Raw genomic sequence first — 17,406 nt, 5'->3', positions numbered from 1 at the left:
TCATGGCCGAAGCAACACAAATGAAAGTCTCGGACGAGCTGGCGATTACGATCGAAGGCATGAACAAGTGGTACGGGTCGTTCCACGTTCTGCGCGATATCAACCTGTCCGTTTATCAGGGTGAGCGGATCGTGATCTGCGGCCCGTCCGGGTCAGGTAAATCGACGCTGATCCGCTGCATCAACGCATTGGAAGAGCACCAGCAAGGCAAGATTGAGGTGGATGGCACTGTGCTGTCCTCGGACCTCAAGAATATCGACAAGATCCGGTCAGAGGTTGGCATGTGCTTTCAGCACTTCAACCTGTTCCCGCATCTGACGATCCTTGAGAACTGCACGCTGGCCCCGATCTGGGTGCGTAAAACGCCCAAGAAGGAAGCCGAAGAAACGGCGATGCATTTTCTTGAAAAGGTGAAAATCCCAGAGCAGGCCGACAAATACCCCGGTCAGTTGTCCGGTGGTCAGCAACAGCGCGTGGCGATTGCGCGCTCGCTTTGCATGCGCCCACGCATCATGTTGTTTGACGAACCGACATCGGCGCTTGACCCCGAGATGATCAAAGAGGTGCTCGACACAATGATCGAGCTGGCCGAGGAAGGTATGACCATGCTTTGCGTGACGCACGAGATGGGCTTTGCCCGTCAGGTCGCCAACCGCGTAATCTTTATGGACCAAGGTCAGATCGTGGAACAGAACGAACCAGAAGAGTTCTTTAATAATCCGAAATCTGATCGGACTCAGTTGTTCCTGAGCCAGATTTTGGGTCACTAGAGACTGCGGAAGTGATTTGAAAGAGCCCCGGTGAAAGCCGGGGCTTTTTTGTTTGTGAAGGTCGGCTTTGAGCCCAAAGTGTAACGCAGGCCCCGTTCGGGTATCGCCCGACCTGGAGGGCACCAACATCACGGCTTGGCAACGCATTTCAATGACCTCGACCTTCAAGTATGTTGAAACGCTGCAAAATCGCCCTCCGGGGGAGGTCGGGCGATGCCCGGACGGGGCCGGGCGGTTGTTCGATGTGGTATCTGACACGACCAAAACGAATGACCGCTTAGTCCGCATATAGCGGTCATCCGACAAAACACCTACTCAATATCATGGCTCGCCGTGCCGATCAGATCACGTGGCACGACAAAGGCTTTGCATTGCCCCGCCCCAGCCCTGATCTGCCCCCACGCTTCAACCTCAAAGTCGATCACTGTCGTCGCACAGGTTGGGTAGTCGCTGAACCGGTGATGTGCGGGGGCTGACTGCACCAGCGCGTTCGCCAGCATCCCGATGCCGGGGTTGTGCCCGATGACCGCAACCGTGGTGTCCGTCTGCGTCTTGACCAGTTCAAGGATCGTATCGGGGGCCGCATGATAGATGTTGCCTGAAAGCTGCAAGCGCGGTTTGGGGGCGAGGCCGGCAAAGATCAGGTCGGCCGTTTCTTGCGTCCGTCCCGCGTCCGAACAGAGCACCACATCCGGCAAATAACTTTCCTGCGCCATCCATTCTCCAATCGCGCTGGCTGACGTCTGCCCGCGCTTGTTCAGCACGCGCGCATGGTCATCCCCGAAAGGATCGTCCCAACTAGATTTCGCGTGGCGGATCAGGATCAGGCGCAGGGTCACAAAAAGGCCTCCATATGAAATGCGGCTTGGGCGGGCAGGCGCGTACCTTGGCCGACAGGGCAAGCCCTGCGCGCAAGGCAGCCTTGGGTGCGGCAAGTGGTGCCAGCGTCGGACCGGACATGCGCTTTGCAGGCGACGACGTCATAACCGTTATCGAAGGCGCCGACGGGGCAAGCCGTTGCGCAGGGTTGGGCGCAGCTGACGCAAGGTTGCGGATTGGTTCCAACCTCTGTTGGCTTGCGCCAACGGATCGCACCCCGGAATGACGTGAACAACCCGGTTTCATCATGCACCAGAAACCCGATGGGCGAAGCCCAGAACCGCCCCGTCTGCTTGGCCCATGTGAAGAAGGGGGCGTAGGGCGGGCCACCAAAGGGAAAGAGCGCCTCGGCCTCTAATTCGTCCGCCACAGCGGTCAGCACGCGCGCTGACCAGCGATCCAGCGGGTTTGGCGCACCATCGCGATATTCCGGGCTGTCGCAGAAGATGCCCCAGAAACGGGGCTCATCCGGCCCGATCAGGGTAATCGTCATGCCCCCGTCCGGGCAATCGCCCAAGGTGCGCAGCCCCAAAGGCGCGAGCAGTTGGTCGATTTCATCCATCCGCGAGCCGGGTCCAGCGCCGTGGCATGCGTACAACCCCATCGCTGCCGCTCTCTGCCTCGAAGAGCACCTCATCAGCACTACAGGTATAATCGCCCAAGGCAGAGCCGATGGGTGCCGTGGTTTCATCCAGTGGGATCGTCATGCGTTCGCCCAGCACGATGGCCTCGCTGACCATCTCAAAGCTGTCGATGACGATCAGGAAAGCGCCCTCATCGGCCTCGATCACGCCTTCATTCAAGCCGGTCATCGTCATTTGGGTGGGCGGGATACCGTCAACCGCCACTTCCAAGGCCAGCTCGTTGATTTTGGTCACCATGCGCGCGTCATCATAGATTGCCAGCGTCGCCGACCCGCCAAGGGCCGTTGCGGTGCCGGGCATGCCGCTGTTGGTGAGCAGTGTGGCGAGGTCATCTAGGTCTGCGGTCCACTCCCCGATCAAGCAACTATCGAGTGCTGTGGCAGGGCTGGCGATCAATAGGGCGGCGGTGAAAACGGCGGCGTTTCGCAAATGTTTCATAAAATCCTCTTGTCTGAAATGCCGCGAGGATAACACCAATGTGCCAATCGCCAAATGTGCAATCTTAGCCGCGTGGACGCCGAATGAGAGAGCCTGCACCGTGATCGGTGAACAATTCTAACAGACAAGCATTGGGCGCGCGCCCGTCAAGGATGACCACGGCGCGCACGCCGTCGTTCATGGCCGCCAGTGCCGTTTCCGTTTTGGGGATCATACCACCCGCAATGGTGCCATCGGCGATCAGATCAGGGATGATCTTGGGGTCAATTTCGGTCAGGACCTGACCGGACTTGTCCTTTACCCCTTCGACATCGGTGAGCAGCAGCAGCCGGTCTGCCTTCAGAGCGCCTGCGATGGCTCCCGCAGCTGTGTCACCGTTGATGTTAAATGTCTCGCCGTCCCGGCCCATCCCAAGGGGCGCAATCACGGGGATCGCATGTGCTGCATGCAGATCACGCAGGATCGTTGGATCGACCGTCGTGGGCGTGCCGACAAAGCCAAGGTCCGCATGGGTCTGTGTGCAGATCATCAGATTGGCGTCTTTGCCAGATAGCCCGACGGCCTTGCCGCCTTCTTCGCTGATCGCTTGCACCAGGCGGTTGTTTACTTGCCCCGACAGCACCATTTCGACCACATCCATCGTGGCCTGATCCGTGATCCGTTTGCCGTTCACGAATTCCGATTTGATATCCAGCTTGCCTAGCATCTCGTTGATCATCGGCCCGCCGCCATGCACGATCACCGGGTTCAGTCCGACCTGCCGCATCAGCACTACGTCACGGGCAAAGCCGCGCATGGCCTCGTCGCTGCCCATCGCATGTCCACCCAGTTTAATCACCACAGTCGCGCCCGCATAACGCTGCATGTAAGGCAGGGCTTGGCTCAGGGTGCTGGCAGTGGCAATCCAATCGCGGTTCATATCTTGTGTCCTTGTCTTCATTCGATGCCCGCAATGACGGCCCTGAGCGTAGGGATACCGTCGCCCTTTTCTGAGGACGTCAGGATCAACTCTGGAAAGGCGGCAGGGTGTTTGGCCAAAGCTGCACGGGTCTTGTCGAGTGATGCCTGCAATGCGTTGCCCTTGAGTTTGTCGACCTTCGTCATCACGACCTGAAATGTGACCGCAGCACTGTCGAGCAGTGACATGATCTCTTCGTCGACGGCCTTTGTTCCGTGCCGTGCATCGATCAGGACAAACACGCGTCTGAGGGTCTGCCGGCCTTGGAGGTACTGCTTCAAAAGACGTTGCCATTTCTCAACCACGGCAACGGGCGCGTTGGCAAATCCGTATCCGGGCAAATCAACGACGTAGATGTCCCCTGCGGTAAAGTAGTTGATCTCTTGTGTGCGGCCGGGGGTGTTTGACGCGCGTGCCAGCCCCTTGCGTCCCGTGAGCGCATTGATCAACGACGACTTTCCCACGTTGGACCGTCCGGCAAAGCAGACTTCGATACGGTCCGCCGGGGGCAGGCCGTCCATTGCGACGACACCTTTGACGAAGTCGGTATCGCCAGCAAAGAGCAAGCGGCCAGCTTCGCGTTCTGGCGCGTCAGGTTCTTGTACCTCCGGAAAACGCATTTCCACTTTAGATTACCTCGACCGTATCATTGCAGGCCACATTACCGCCCTTACTGACGGTGGCATAGACGCCAAAATGCTGGTGATCCCAACCGTTACGGAGTGCACCTAGCGTGTCGGCGTCACGTCGTCCGGTCCGCGGGTTGGCGGCGGTGGCCATGCAACGGCGGATTGGTTCTTCTATTTTCAGCTCGGCTTCGCCAATGCGGACTGTGTGCCCGGTCCAGTCAAACTCGCCCCACGCATCAAGCCCGTCGACCCAGATGTTTCCCCGCCAGCGCTCCAACTCAAGCGGATGCCCGACTTGATCCTCAACGGCGTTGTGGGTCGCCAAATTCATGATGGAAACTGAGGCATAGCTGCTGTCCGTCATGCCGCGGTTTGGTGCTGATACGATGGTGCGTGGCTGGCGTTTGTCGGGTGGACAAAGCGGTGTTACCCAGTCGATGAACCCTTGCAAATCGTCGGGATTGTCCGGTTGAAAGCGATGCGCACCACGTGCTTCGTGCTGTAGGGTTATTGTCCCAGTCTCTTCATCAAGGTTCGCCCAGATGCCCGCGAGGCCGGGCGTGGCCACACCAATCATGAAGTTGCGGCACATGACCCAGCGCGGATCGTCATGGTCAAACTTGCTGGCCTCATGCGTGACAGCCCAATGCCTGTCCCACGGCATTGTCTGCCCCGCAACCAGCTTGACCGCATCGAGCTGTTCACGCCCATGGCTTTTGATCGGATGCCGCCACAGAGCGGCGACATGGGTCATCTACTTGCCCTCTTTGCTGTCAGACTGGGCTGCTGACTTTTTCTTCAGACTGGCTTTGATGTTGCCAAACACATCTGGCTTGGCCCCATGACTGCGCATAATTGTGTACTGCTGAATGAAGGTGATGATGTTGTTGGCAATCCAGTAAAGGACCAAACCGGATGCGAACGATCCCAGCATGAACATGAAGACCCACGGCATCCAAGCAAAGATCATCTGCTGGGTTGCGTCTGTTGGGGCCGGGTTCAACTTTTGCTGCAGCCACATGGAAACACCCAACATGATGGGCAGGATGCCGATAAAGATCAGGGCGAGGATTGAACCGGGTTCCGGTGCTGCGAACGGCAGAAGCCCAAACAGGTTGATAAAGGAAGAGGGGTCTGGCGCACTAAGATCTTTGATCCAGCCGATCCATGGTGCGTGACGCAACTCAATCGTGACAAAGATCACTTTGTAGAGCGAGAAGAAGATCGGAATTTGCAGAAGGATCGGCAAGCACCCGGCGGCGGGGTTCACTTTGTTATCTTTGTAAAGCTTCATCATGCCTTGCTGCATGGCTTGCTTGTCGTCGCCGGTCCGCTCTTTCAGCGCTTCCATTTCTGGTTGCAGCTCTTTCATTTTGGCCATCGACACATAGGATTTGTAGGCCAGTGGCAGCACGATAATCTTGAGGATCACGGTCAGCGCAAGAATCGACCAGCCCATGTTGCCGATAACGATATTGAGGTAGTGAAGCAGCGCAAAGATCGGTTTGGTCAGGAAAAAGAACCAACCCCAGTCGATGCTATCAAGGAAACCATCAACGCCGCCCTCATTCTCGTAGTTGCGGATTTCTTCCCATTCTTTTGCACCGGCAAACAAACGCGTTGTCACGGTGGCTGTTTCACCCGCCGCGACCGTCTCAATCGGCATCACGGCTTCGGCTTGGTAGAGATCACGCGCATCAAAGTACTTGGATGTAGAGCGGAATGATGTGTTTTGCTCTGGGATGAGCGTTGTCATCCAATAGTGGTCGGTGTAGCCAATCCACCCAGATGTGCCGACATCAAGACGTTCTGCCTGTGTGCGTTCGCGCGGGTCAACGGCGTATTCTGTAATGTCGTCATAGCCGGTTTCTTCCAGCTCACCATCGGTCATCCGCACCATGCCTTCGTGCAGGATGAAGAAGTTTTTCAGGTCTTCGGGTTGTCCGTGGCGACGCAACAGGCCGTAAGGACGGGCTGAGACGGGGTCGCTTGTTGCGTTCTCGACGCTTTGCTCAAAAGTGAACATAAAGGCGTCATCGACCGAAATTTGCGTGCGGAATACTTGGCCGCCGTTGTTGTCCCATGACAGGGTCACCGGGGTGACTGGGGTCAGCGTATCGCCGCTTTCCAACGCCCAAAGCGTATCTGGACCGGGTACTGCGCTAGCGTCCAACCCGTCGGTCGCCGTCCATCCAAATGATGCAAAGTAGGCTCCGGGCTCCCCCACGGGCTTGAGTAGCCGAACAACTGCGGCATCATCGTCAATCGTTTCGCGGTAGTTATTCAGCGCCAGATCATCGATGCGACCCCCACGCAATGAGATGGAACCGCTGAATTCATCAGTTTCGATGGCAATTCGCGGTGCCTCTGCGGCGGGTTCTGGCGTTTCGGTTGGTGTTGTGGCTGCGGGCGCTGCTGGATCAGCGGCAGGCAGCGTAGGATCGTCCAGCGTTTGGGCGGTCTGCGTTGTTGGATCAATCGGAAGTTCCTCGGGCGGGAACAGTGTCGTCCACGTCACGATTACAGCAAAGCTGAGCACCGTCGCCAAGATGAGGTTCTTGTTCTGGTCGTCCATCTGAAAACCGCCCATATTCCTTAGAAAAGTCTGGGACTTCTTCAACCTGCCAAGGACCGAAAGGTCAAGCTGTTTTCAGGGATATTAGACGGTTTGAAGCAGTTGTGAGCGGCATCGCTGCTCTGCAACGTCTGTTTATGACTTCTTGGCGTCCATGAAGCGTTGACGCGTACTTTTGAAGACTTCTTTCAGGCGCGGATCATTCGCAGCAAGCTTGGCCACCATGTCGGAAAACGATTTGTCGTCTTGGCCATAAAATGCTTGCGCTGCTTCGCGCGGGGTCATGGATTGCGAGATATTTTTCATAAGAAGTTACCTTTCACACAACAGTTGCTTAGAGGCTAGCCGCGTATCTGGGTCAAAATGGGGCCGCATTTTGGCCAATGAATCAATTGGATAGAAAACGTAAAAATCGTTTAAAATCAGTTTTTTGCACAGTTTCATATTAGTCAGTGTGTCGGTTTGGTGCCGAAAAACACACCCTTTGCCTTATTTGTGAATGCAAACAGCCCGACGACCTCTTACAAGCGTACTCGGGCAGCGAGTTTCATTAAGCTTGACCTAAAGTCACCCGCTTAATGGGCTATTGTGGGCCAGAAAGCAAACAACTTGCCGTAAGCGTCAACATAATTTGGCCTGCTGTGGCAGAATGTCATCCCACTGTCATCCGTGAATGACATGATCGTCCGGGCTATAATTTGTCCCGCATGCTGTACCAGAGCATTGCCAGCACCAACAAAGGTGACCGAAACCTTGGTCCACCCGGAAAGGGAATTGTCGGCACTTTGGCCATGACATCGAACCTTTCGGCTTGTCCTGCGATCGCGTCAGCGGCGATTTGCCCTGACAGCGTCCCCAGCGCGACGCCCGATCCTGAAAAACCTGACATCGTCAGGATATTGCCGCCAATCCGTTCATAGTGCGGCATCCGGTTCATCGTGATCCCAAGCGTGCCACCCCATGCGTGGTCAATCTCGACGTTTGTCAGTTGAGGAAAGATTTCGGAAAGCGGTTGGCGGACCGCGCCGGCGATGTCGCGGGGGAATTTGTAGCCATAACTTTCGCCGCCCCCGAATAACAGCCTGTTGTCTTCGGAAAAGCGAAAGTAGTTCACCACGAACTTGCTGTCGGCAACCGCATAGTTGTTTGCGATGATCGCCTCTTGTGCCTCTGGTGCCATTGGTTTGGTGGATACAATGAAGTTGTTGATGGGCATGACACGAGCGGCGACGTGTTTGTGCATCGTCCCGAGGTAGCCATTACAGCCCAAGACGACATAACGCGCTTTGACCTTTGCCTTTGCCGTCTTCACAAAGGCTGGCTCACCTTCCGCTATGCCCTCAACCTTGGTGCCTTCAAAAATGCGCGCCCCCGCTTTGACCGCCAGCCGTGCCAGCCCCAACACCAGTTCGAGCGGGTTCACATGACCTGACCCCATATCAAGGACGCCACCATGATAGGCGGGTGAATTGACAGTTGCGCGGCATTCGTCGCGTTCCAGCACGCGGGCTTCGTCGTAGCCATAGTGATCCTGCATGTGTGCAACGAATGCGTGGGTGTGCTTGTAGTCCCGCTTGCGATTGACCGTATGGATGATGCCGGGTTGGAATGTCGTTTGCACCTCGTCTGTCGCACAAAGATCGCGCACCAGATCAACGGCGTCACATCCGATATCCCATAGCTGATGCGCATGGTCCTTGCCCACCATCGCCTCAAGCTCGTCCTGTTCGCGCCGCTGGCCGATGCTGACCTGCCCGCCATTGCGCCCCGAAGCGCCGAAGCCAACGCGCTGGGCCTCTAGCACCACAACGTCATAGCCGCGCTGGGCAAGATGATATGCCGTTGAGAGCCCCGTAAAACCAGCCCCGACCACGCAAACGTCACAGTTTAAATCCCCTACCGCGGCAGGAAACCGGTCAAGGTGCGTTGCGGTCTCAGCATAGTAGGACCGCGGGTATTCGCCTTGCTGGTCGTTTGCGGTCAGCAGGTCCATTTAACCGGCCTTGAGCATATCGCCGGCTTTCAGTTTTTCATAGCATTCATCCAGCGATTTGGTTGCGCGCGCGATCAGGATGTCGATCTCGTCGCAGGTCATAGACAGGGGCGGCGCAATAATCATTCGGTCGCCCACGCTACGCATGATGATGTTATTGGCAAAGCACCGATCGCGGCACATGAAACCAACGGTGCCGGGGTCGGGGAAGGCGGCACGGGTTGCCTTGTCGGGGGTTAGGGCGATGGATGCCATCATACCAACGATCTTTGCCTCGCCGACGAGTGGGTGATCGGCCAAGGCTTCCCACTTTTTGCGCAGATAGGGGGCGGTCACGTTGCGCACGTTGTCGACAATGCCTTCCTCTTCCAAAATACGCAGGTTTTCGAGGGCGACCGCACAAGCCACGGGATGGCCGGAATAGGTATAGCCGTGGTTGAATTCAGTTTCACGCAGCACGGTGGCGACTTCATCCGATACGATGGACCCGCCGATGGGGATATAGCCAGAGGACAGCCCTTTGGCGATTGTCATGATATCGGGTTCAATGCCAACGGTTTGAGAACCGAACCAGTTGCCGGTGCGTCCAAAGCCGCAGATCACTTCGTCGGCGATCAGCAGGATGTCGTATTTCTTCACAATCCGCTGGATTTCAGGCCAATAGGCTTCGGGCGGGACAATTACACCGCCCGCACCCTGAATGGGTTCTGCGATGAAAGCACCGACTTTGTCGGGCCCGATTTCCTTGATTTTCTCTTCCAGCTGGCGCGCGCGTTCCAACCCGAATTCTTCGAGGGTCAAGTCGCCACCTTCGGCCCACCAATTGGGTTCGTCGATAAACGCAATGCCGGGAATGGGCAGGCTGCCTTGGCCGTGCATGCCCTTCATTCCGCCAAGGGATGTGCCGCCAATCGTCGAGCCATGATAGGCATTCCAGCGCGAGATGATCACATCGCGCTCTGGCTGGCCCTTTTCGGCCCAATAGGTGCGCACAAGGCGGATGTTGGTGTCATTGGCATCCGATCCACCGCTGGCAAAGAACACCTGGTTCATGTTTTCTGGTGCAAGCTCGGCCAGTTTTTTGGCCAGCATCAATGCGGGCACATGAGTCGTTTGAAAAAAGGTGTTGTAGTAGGGCAGTTCCTTCATCTGGCGGTAAGCGGCCTCGGCCAGTTCATCGCGTCCATAACCGATGTTGACGCACCACAGGCCCGCCATACCGTCGATGATCTCTTCCCCCTCGCTGTCTTTCAACCAGACGCCTTTCGCGGATGTGATGACGCGCGCGCCCTTTTCGGCCAGCGCATTGGCGTGGGTGAACGGGTGCAGGTGGTGGGCTGCATCAAGCGCCTGCAATTCGTCGGTCGGGGGGTAGTTGGCAAGGATGTTCATCGGTGACCTCAGACGTTCAAAAGAAGGTGGCGGCGTTCCCAGGGCGAGATTTCGCGCTGGTACTCTTCGTTTTCGGCTTGTTTGATTTGTTCGTAGAGGCGGCAAAACTCTTCGCCAATCAGCGCACGAATGTCAGTGGCTTCTTCAAAGAGTTCAAGCGCCTCGCGCAGACTGGCGGGCAGGGGCACTTCGGCTTCCCACACCTCTTTTGTAGCTTCAGCGCGGGGTTCGACCTTGTTGAGTATACCCAGATACCCGCAAGCCAATGAGGCGGCGATGGCGATGTAAGGGTTGCAGTCCATCCCGATCACGCGGTTTTCGAGGCGGCGCCCCTCCGGCCCGGAATGCGGAACGCGCAGTCCGGTGGTGCGGTTATCGGTGGCCCATTCGAGGTTGGCCGGTGCGCTTTGCCCATCGACGGTGATGCGACGGTAGGAATTCACGTAAGGGGCCAGCAGCGGGACAATCTGCATCAGATATTCCTGCGAGCCACCAATGAACCAACGGAACAGGTCGGTCTCGGATCCATCGGCGTTCGAGAAAATGTTTTGCCCTGTCTCCGTATCAACCACACTTTGATGCACATGCATCGCACTTCCGGGTTCATCCCGTTTGGGTTTGGCCATGAAGGTTGCAAAGACGTTGTTCTTCAACGCCGCTTCGCGGATCGTCCGTTTGAAGTAAAACACCTGATCGGCCAGATGCAGGGGGTCGCCATGCATTAGGTTAATCTCGATCTGGCCCGCGCCGCCTTCTTGGATCAGCGTGTCGATGGAAAGGCCCTGATGTTCGGCGTAATCATAGATCGTGTCGATCACCGGACCATATTCATCGACGGCCACCATGGAATAGACCTGACGGCTAGGCACCTTGCGGCCGGTCCGACCCACAGGGGTTTCAATGGGGTCGTTGGGGTCGAGGTTGGGGGTCGTCAGGTAGAATTCCAACTCTGGCGCGATCACAGGGGTCCAGCCCTTGTCCGCGTAAGCCTGAATGACGTTTTTCAAAATGGTGCGCGGGGCAATAGCAAGCGCTGTGCCGTCGCGGTTGAACATGTCGCAGATCACCTGAAGCGATGGGTCTTCGGCCCAAGGGATCGCACAGGCAGTCGTCATGTCCGGCTTGAGAACGATGTCCTTTTCCAGCCACTGGTTGTCGATATCCATGTCGACATATTCGCCAGAGATCGTTTGGTAAAATAGTGAGATAGGCAGGGCCATTTCTGCGTTTGGTTTGAACTTGTTGGTGGGCATCGTTTTGCCGCGCGATGTGCCAACCAGGTCAGGCACGATGCATTCCACCCCGTCGATTTTCTCGCCCTTTGCGTAGGCGACAAACTCATCCGAGAGCGCGTCTTGCCAGTTGTATCTGTCCGCTGATGACATCGGTGCCTCCTAGGCGCGAAAATGGGCGGTTCGGCAACCACTTTCGATAATTTGATCAAAAGTTAGGGGTTAGTCAATCGGGGGCTTCTGCCCAACATGATACGTTCAATCGGATGTTGTCGGGCGTACAAATTCCATACCCTGTCGAATGTCTTTGGCGATCGCGTCGCGAGTGCCAGCGGCATCACCGTTTTGCAAGGCTTGCGTGGCAGCACGGTGATGGTCGGTCAGGTTGGCGGTGCCATAGCGGCCGCAGACGACCCGCAAGGACGGGCCGATACGCAACCACAGTGTTTCGGCGACACGGCGCAGAATATGAGCATCTGCCAAGGCGTAGAGGTAGAAGTGAAAGCGATAGTTTGCTTCAAGATACCCGCGGACGTCTCCCTCTGCGATTGCCTGATCCACGCGCCCATCAAGTTCTACTAGATCACTGATATTATGTGATTTACAGCGATCTGCCGCAGCTTGTGCTAAAGCGGGTTCTACAGTCATACGCACCAGTTCGATCTGCTCTAGTCTGTGTGCAGTCATTTCGGGCACTTCGATGCGCCTGTTCTCGCGGGTGACAAGCGCGCCTTCGGCGGTCAGGCGTCTGATCGCCTCGCGGGCGGGGGTCACTCCGGTGCCGATAGTCTCGGCCAGTCCATGAATGGTTACCGGCTGCCCCGGTACCACCTCACCAAAGAGAATCATCTCCTTGACCCGCAGGTAAATGGTTTCATGTTCCGGCTTTTTGGTCGCCAATTGGTTCATATTGGTGCCTACCTCTGAGGCAATTTTGATTTCACATCCCTCAGATGATGTCAAAACCTATCAAATTCAGACCATCAGGATTGCAAACGCCTAGGATTTCATCAAAGCTGCTTGCGATTACGGGACAATCCAACGGAGGTTTACATGCTCAAAACGAAATCCTGCACCGCGCTTGCGGCGGTTGTGCTTGCTGCTCAGGCAGGTTGGGCGGAAGAAGTACGGGTTTACAATTGGTCCGACTATATTGACGAAGAGCTGCTCACCAAGTTTGAGGAAGAAACCGGGTACGAGCTGATCTACGATGTGTTTGACAGCAACGAAGTGTTGGAGACCAAGCTGCTTGCGGGCGGGTCCGGCTATGACGTTGTGGTTCCAACGGCAACCTTCCTACAGCGCCAGATAGCGGCAGGCGCATTTCAGGAATTGGATAAGTCCAAGCTAAGCAATATCGGTAATCTTTGGGACGTAGTGGAAGCGCGGACCGAAACCTATGATCCCGGCGGGAACTATTCGATCAACTACATGTGGGGTACCACGGGACTAGGCGTCAATGTTGATAAGGTGACCGAGATTTTGGGCGAAGACGCCCCGATCAATTCACTTGAGTTGGTGTTCAACCCCGAAAACATGGAAAAGCTGGCCGCTTGCGGCGTGCATTTCCTTGATGCGCCATCAGAGATTATTCCGGCGGCCTTGCAATACATCGGCGAAGACCCAGACAGCAAAGATGAAGATGTCTTGGCGAAGGCAGAGCCGATCCTGTCTGCTGTGCGTCCTTTCGTGCAGAAGTACCATAGCTCTGAATATATCTCGGCCTTGGCCAACGGTGATATTTGCGTGGCCTTCGGTTGGTCCGGCGACATCCTGCAATCACGTGACCGCGCGTGGGAAGCCGACAATGGCGTTGAAGTTGCATACAATGCGCCGGTCGAGGGTGCTTTGATGTGGTTTGACCAGATGGCCATTCCAGTCGACGCGCCAAACCCCGAGGGTGCGCATGCATTCCTTGATTTCATCTTGGATGCGGAAAACATGGCTGCTGCGTCGAACTATGTCTACTACGCCAACGGCAACGCCGCTTCGAAGCCATTTTTGGTCGAAGACGTGATTGGTGATCTGGCGATCTATCCAGATGAGGCGACGCTTGAGACACTTTATACCACCACCCCCTATGACGCGCGCGCGCAGCGGTTCGTCACGCGGATGTGGACACGTGTGAAGTCCGGCACCTAAAGTAACACCAGCCCCGGCCTGCCCAGCTGGGCCGGGGCGCTTTGACAGACCCAGATCTGAGGCCCGATCATCTATGCCTGAATCCGCTTTTGCGCCTTGGAATGATCCTGCCGAAAAACCCCTGATCCAGTTTCGCAATGTCACCAAAAGCTTTGGTGATTTTACCGCGATTGATGATCTCAGCATCGACATTTTTGAAAAGGAATTCTTCGCCCTGCTGGGCCCTTCAGGTTGTGGCAAGACGACAATGATGCGTATGCTGGCCGGGTTTGAAACGCCGACCTCTGGCACGATCATGCTGGACGGGCAGGATATCGGCCCCATTCCCCCCAACAAGCGCAGCGTGAACATGATGTTCCAGTCCTACGCGCTGTTTCCGCATCTGACCGTTTATGACAACATCGCCTTTGGCCTGAAACGTGACAAGCTGCCTGCTGATCAGATTGACGCGCGGGTGAAGGAAATGCTGCGGCTGGTGCAAATCGAAAAGTTCGGTCAGCGCAAGCCAGAGCAGATATCCGGTGGACAGCGTCAACGCGTGGCCTTGGCCCGGGCCTTGGCGAAAGCGCCCAAGCTGTTGCTTTTGGATGAACCATTGTCGGCCCTCGACAAAAAGCTGCGCCAAGACACCCAGTTTGAGCTGATGGACATTCAGGAAAAGACTGGCACCACCTTTGTCGTTGTCACCCATGATCAGGAAGAGGCGATGACTGTCGCATCCCGCGTGGCGGTGATGGATCATGGCAAGCTAAAACAAGTCGACACGCCGGAACGTATCTATGAGGCCCCCAACAGCACCTATGTGGCGGACTTTATTGGTGACGTGAATATCATCGCAGGTCACGGCCAGATGCAGGGCGAAGTGATGGCAATCACATGGGCCGAAGGGCAGCCGCCGATCATTGGTACGCCATCAAAGCCGATGGGTGATGGAAAGGTCAGCTTTGCGATCCGTCCCGAAAAGGTGGCGATTGCGGCGGAAAAGCCGACCGACCGGAACAATGTGGTGCAGGGCAAAGTCCTCGACATTGCCTACCTTGGCAACCTGTCCACCTATCACGTGCAGCTACCCAATGGCATCGTGATCAAGGCGCAAGCGGCCAACTCGCGCCGCCGCGCCAGCCTGCCATTTACCTGGGACGATGAGGTCTGGCTGTCATGGAGCGACACAGCCGGCATCGTGTTGGACAGCTGATGAACCCGCGCCGTCTCTCTCTGATTGCGGTCCCCTACATTTGGCTGTTGGCGCTGTTTTTGGTGCCCTTCCTGATCGTCTTCAAGATATCCTTGTCTGACATCGCTCTGGCGATCCCGCCCTACACGCCGACCTTGGAACTATCCGAAGGCTGGGCAGGGATGCGGGATCTGGTATCGCAACTGGATTTTGAGAATTTTGAGTTTCTGGCCACCGATGATCTTTATTGGAAAAGCTATCTGTCCAGTGTGCAGATCGCGCTGATTTCGACCTTCATCTGCCTGCTGATCGGCTTTCCAATTGCCTATGGGATGGCGAATGCGCCGACGGAATGGCAGCCAACCCTGATGCTTTTGGTGATCCTGCCGTTCTGGACCAGCTTTCTGATCCGGGTCTATTCGCTGATCGGCATACTTAGCCAGGAAGGCATGCTGAACCAGTTCCTAATGTGGATTGGTTTAATCAACGAACCGCTTGCGATCATCAACACGAATATCGCTGTCTATATCGGTATCGTCTACACCTACTGCCCGTTCATGATCCTGCCGATCTATGCCACACTGATCAAACTGGACGGGTCGCTGCTGGAAGCGGCAGAGGATTTGGGGTGTTCACGGACGGAAGCCTTCTGGCGTATCACTATCCCGCTGTCCAAGGCAGGCATCATCGCGGGCTGTTTCCTTGTTTTCATCCCAGCGCTGGGCGAGTTCGTGATCCCGTCACTGTTGGGCGGCTCTGATACGCTGATGATCGGCAAGGTATTGTATGAGGAATTCTTTGCAAATCGCGATTGGCCCGTTGCCAGTGCGGTTGCCGTGATCCTGCTGCTGATCCTGATCATCCCGATCGTGCTATACCAACGCAACGAGCAAAAGATCATGGAGGCCGAGACATGAGGCGGCTGACATGGTTCAACGCGACCTCGCTGACGCTGGGCTTCGCGTTCCTCTACATCCCGATGATTATTGTGATCGTCTATAGCTTCAACGAAAGCCGCCTGGTCACCGTCTGGGGTGGTTTTTCGACCAAATGGTATGGGGAGCTGTTGCAGAACGAAGCCTTCCTTGATGCAGCTTGGGTGACGTTCAAGGTCGGTTTCTTCTCATCCATTATTGCGACGATCCTTGGCACGATGGGGGCCTACGTGCTGGTGCGCGGCGGGCGGTTCTATGGGCGTACCTTGTTTTCTGGAATGATCTACGCCCCATTGGTGATGCCAGAGGTGATCACAGGTCTTTCGCTGCTTTTGCTGTTCATTTCGATCGGGCTGGACCGTGGGTTGTTCACCATCGTGCTGGCGCACGCCACATTTTCAATGTGCTACGTGTCCGTCGTGGTCAGTTCGCGGCTCGTCAGCTTTGATCGGTCGGTGGAGGAAGCGGCGCTTGATCTTGGCTGTACGCCGTTTGAGGCGTTCCGTCTTGTTACCTTGCCCATTATTGCACCGGCGGTGATTTCGGGCTGGTTGCTGGCTTTAACCCTGTCACTGGACGATCTGGTGATCGCGTCCTTTGTCGCAGGGCCATCCGCGACAACCCTTCCGATTAAGGTGTTCAGTTCCATCCGACTGGGCGTAAGTCCAGAGATCAACGCTTTGTCGACGATCTTGATTGGCTTGGTCACCGTTGGAACAGTCGCCGCTTCGCTGACCACAAAGCGGGCCGTCGTGCGCCGCAAACGAGAAGAGCAAATGGCCGAACAGTCGGGTTGAACCAAAATAAAAAGCCCCGACACAACATGTGTCGGGGCTTTCTCGTTTCAGTGCTCGACGCTTGCGCGCCACGAATACTGTTAGGCTACAGACGGGCGATTACTGCGCCGGCTGATCAGACCCAAACCACCAAGACCGCTGAGAAGCAGGAGCAAACCAGCAGGCAGTGGCACAGCGGCGACTTCAATTCTGAAATCGACACCAAGGCTTGATCCGTCTTCTTCGCCTTGGAAACCAGCGCCCCAAAGGCCCACGATGCCATCATCAAACCAGTTGGCAACTGGGTTGAAAGCAGCGTCGAAAAAGATGAAATCGTAGTCGCCATCTTTGCCGTGAATAGACCCGTCAATGATGATGTTAAACAGGCCAGCGATGCCAACGGCAGTGCCGTCCTGACGATCTGTCAGGTTCAGCGTTCCAACAGCAGTAGCTGTACCGCCACCAACAAGGTCCATCACAAAGCTGATAGCGCCCGTGCCGGAGTTCCACCAGCCAGAACCAGTTCCGGTTGCCTGATCTGCAATAGCACCGCACATGCCGTTACAGCCTGTGGCCTCGTGGAAAAGTGTGGAGCCAAATCCTTCATCAACAAGGTTTTGGAATCCGTCGATCCGATAGGTTGCGGCATTTGCCGCCGATAACGAACCAAGAATAAGAGCAAAGCTCAAAGCAAGTGTTCTTAGCATTAATGTGTCCTTCCAATGATACTCATCAATCACCAGCCATCAGGCGGAAATGCACCAATGGTAAAGCGAGTGTTAAGCTTCAGTCGCAGTACTGTCAAAAAAACTGGACCATTAATTCCTGAGGCGGACAAAGTTGCCTTGGGTTGTATATTGTTTCTGTTT

The 17,406-nt window shown here is 56.0% G+C and carries 18 protein-coding genes; 5 read left to right on the top strand and 13 right to left on the bottom strand.

Annotation, left to right across the window (positions count from 1 at the left end; genetic code table 11):
* Nucleotides 1–2: 2 nt before the first annotated feature.
* Complete coding sequence (locus ACZ1G5_RS06870) at nt 3–770, top strand: amino acid ABC transporter ATP-binding protein (protein WP_472732142.1); 768 nt, start codon at nt 3–5, stop codon at nt 768–770.
* Nucleotides 771–1,081: 311 nt separating this feature from the next.
* On the opposite strand, the gene ACZ1G5_RS06865 is transcribed toward ACZ1G5_RS06870, so the two are convergent.
* The 12 genes from ACZ1G5_RS06865 to ACZ1G5_RS06810 form a co-directional block, all read right to left on the bottom strand.
* On the bottom strand, nt 1,082–1,609 hold the full coding sequence (locus ACZ1G5_RS06865) for a SixA phosphatase family protein (protein WP_472732141.1): 528 nt from the start codon (nt 1,607–1,609) through the stop codon (nt 1,082–1,084).
* Nucleotides 1,606–2,211 carry a ferredoxin gene (locus ACZ1G5_RS06860; protein WP_472732140.1) on the bottom strand — a complete coding sequence of 202 codons (606 nt, stop codon included), beginning with the start codon at nt 2,209–2,211 and terminating at the stop codon, nt 1,606–1,608. The genes ACZ1G5_RS06865 and ACZ1G5_RS06860 overlap by 4 nt, the downstream gene beginning before the upstream one ends.
* Nucleotides 2,204–2,731 carry a hypothetical protein gene (locus ACZ1G5_RS06855; protein ID WP_472732139.1) on the bottom strand — a complete coding sequence of 176 codons (528 nt, stop codon included), beginning with the start codon at nt 2,729–2,731 and terminating at the stop codon, nt 2,204–2,206. Before ACZ1G5_RS06855 ends, ACZ1G5_RS06860 begins: the two co-directional genes overlap by 8 nt.
* A 64-nt stretch (nt 2,732–2,795) precedes the next feature.
* On the bottom strand, nt 2,796–3,650 hold the full coding sequence (argB, locus tag ACZ1G5_RS06850) for an acetylglutamate kinase (RefSeq protein ID WP_472732138.1): 855 nt from the start codon (nt 3,648–3,650) through the stop codon (nt 2,796–2,798).
* Between the two features lie 17 nt (nt 3,651–3,667).
* On the bottom strand, nt 3,668–4,309 hold the full coding sequence (gene yihA / locus ACZ1G5_RS06845; protein ID WP_472732137.1) for a ribosome biogenesis GTP-binding protein YihA/YsxC: 642 nt from the start codon (nt 4,307–4,309) through the stop codon (nt 3,668–3,670).
* A 7-nt stretch (nt 4,310–4,316) separates the two neighbouring features.
* Nucleotides 4,317–5,072, bottom strand: coding sequence for an MOSC domain-containing protein (locus tag ACZ1G5_RS06840; protein WP_472732136.1), 756 nt, complete (start codon nt 5,070–5,072; stop codon nt 4,317–4,319).
* A complete protein-coding gene (gene yidC / locus ACZ1G5_RS06835; protein ID WP_472732135.1) occupies nt 5,073–6,893 on the bottom strand; it encodes a membrane protein insertase YidC in 1,821 nt (606 codons plus the stop codon).
* A gap of 135 nt (nt 6,894–7,028) precedes the next feature.
* A complete protein-coding gene (locus ACZ1G5_RS06830; protein ID WP_472732134.1) occupies nt 7,029–7,199 on the bottom strand; it encodes a hypothetical protein in 171 nt (56 codons plus the stop codon).
* A gap of 385 nt (nt 7,200–7,584) precedes the next feature.
* Nucleotides 7,585–8,886, bottom strand: coding sequence for an NAD(P)/FAD-dependent oxidoreductase (locus tag ACZ1G5_RS06825; RefSeq protein WP_472732133.1), 1,302 nt, complete (start codon nt 8,884–8,886; stop codon nt 7,585–7,587).
* Nucleotides 8,887–10,278 (bottom strand): aspartate aminotransferase family protein, encoded by a 1,392-nt coding sequence (locus tag ACZ1G5_RS06820; RefSeq protein WP_472732132.1) that lies wholly within the window; start codon nt 10,276–10,278, stop codon nt 8,887–8,889.
* Nucleotides 10,279–10,286: 8 nt separating this feature from the next.
* Nucleotides 10,287–11,663 (bottom strand): glutamine synthetase family protein, encoded by a 1,377-nt coding sequence (locus tag ACZ1G5_RS06815; protein WP_472732131.1) that lies wholly within the window; start codon nt 11,661–11,663, stop codon nt 10,287–10,289.
* Nucleotides 11,664–11,768: 105 nt separating this feature from the next.
* Complete coding sequence (locus ACZ1G5_RS06810; RefSeq protein WP_472732130.1) at nt 11,769–12,419, bottom strand: GntR family transcriptional regulator; 651 nt, start codon at nt 12,417–12,419, stop codon at nt 11,769–11,771.
* A gap of 144 nt (nt 12,420–12,563) precedes the next feature.
* Here ACZ1G5_RS06810 and ACZ1G5_RS06805 point away from each other — a divergent pair, with 144 nt between their 5' ends.
* The 4 genes from ACZ1G5_RS06805 (at nt 12,564) to ACZ1G5_RS06790 (ending at nt 16,558) form a co-directional block, all read left to right on the top strand.
* The gene (locus ACZ1G5_RS06805; protein ID WP_472732129.1) at nt 12,564–13,652 is read left to right on the top strand and encodes a polyamine ABC transporter substrate-binding protein; all 1,089 of its coding nucleotides are present in this window, start codon (nt 12,564–12,566) and stop codon (nt 13,650–13,652) included.
* Between the two features lie 73 nt (nt 13,653–13,725).
* Nucleotides 13,726–14,847, top strand: a complete 1,122-nt coding sequence (locus ACZ1G5_RS06800) for an ABC transporter ATP-binding protein (protein ID WP_472732128.1) — start codon at nt 13,726–13,728, stop codon at nt 14,845–14,847.
* Nucleotides 14,847–15,743: an ABC transporter permease subunit gene (locus ACZ1G5_RS06795; RefSeq protein WP_472732127.1), complete on the top strand. Its 897-nt coding sequence runs from the start codon at nt 14,847–14,849 to the stop codon at nt 15,741–15,743. The genes ACZ1G5_RS06800 and ACZ1G5_RS06795 overlap by 1 nt, the downstream gene beginning before the upstream one ends.
* Nucleotides 15,740–16,558, top strand: coding sequence for an ABC transporter permease (locus tag ACZ1G5_RS06790; protein ID WP_472732126.1), 819 nt, complete (start codon nt 15,740–15,742; stop codon nt 16,556–16,558). The genes ACZ1G5_RS06795 and ACZ1G5_RS06790 overlap by 4 nt, the downstream gene beginning before the upstream one ends.
* An 80-nt stretch (nt 16,559–16,638) precedes the next feature.
* Here ACZ1G5_RS06790 and ACZ1G5_RS06785 read toward each other — a convergent pair whose 3' ends face one another.
* Nucleotides 16,639–17,244 carry a VPLPA-CTERM sorting domain-containing protein gene (locus ACZ1G5_RS06785; RefSeq protein WP_472732125.1) on the bottom strand — a complete coding sequence of 202 codons (606 nt, stop codon included), beginning with the start codon at nt 17,242–17,244 and terminating at the stop codon, nt 16,639–16,641.
* Nucleotides 17,245–17,406: the final 162 nt, after the last annotated feature.

Source organism: Yoonia sp. JB2-21, from assembly GCF_055693545.1.
Note: the sequence above shows the minus strand (reverse complement) of the source record. Positions and strands in the feature narration are given on the sequence as shown.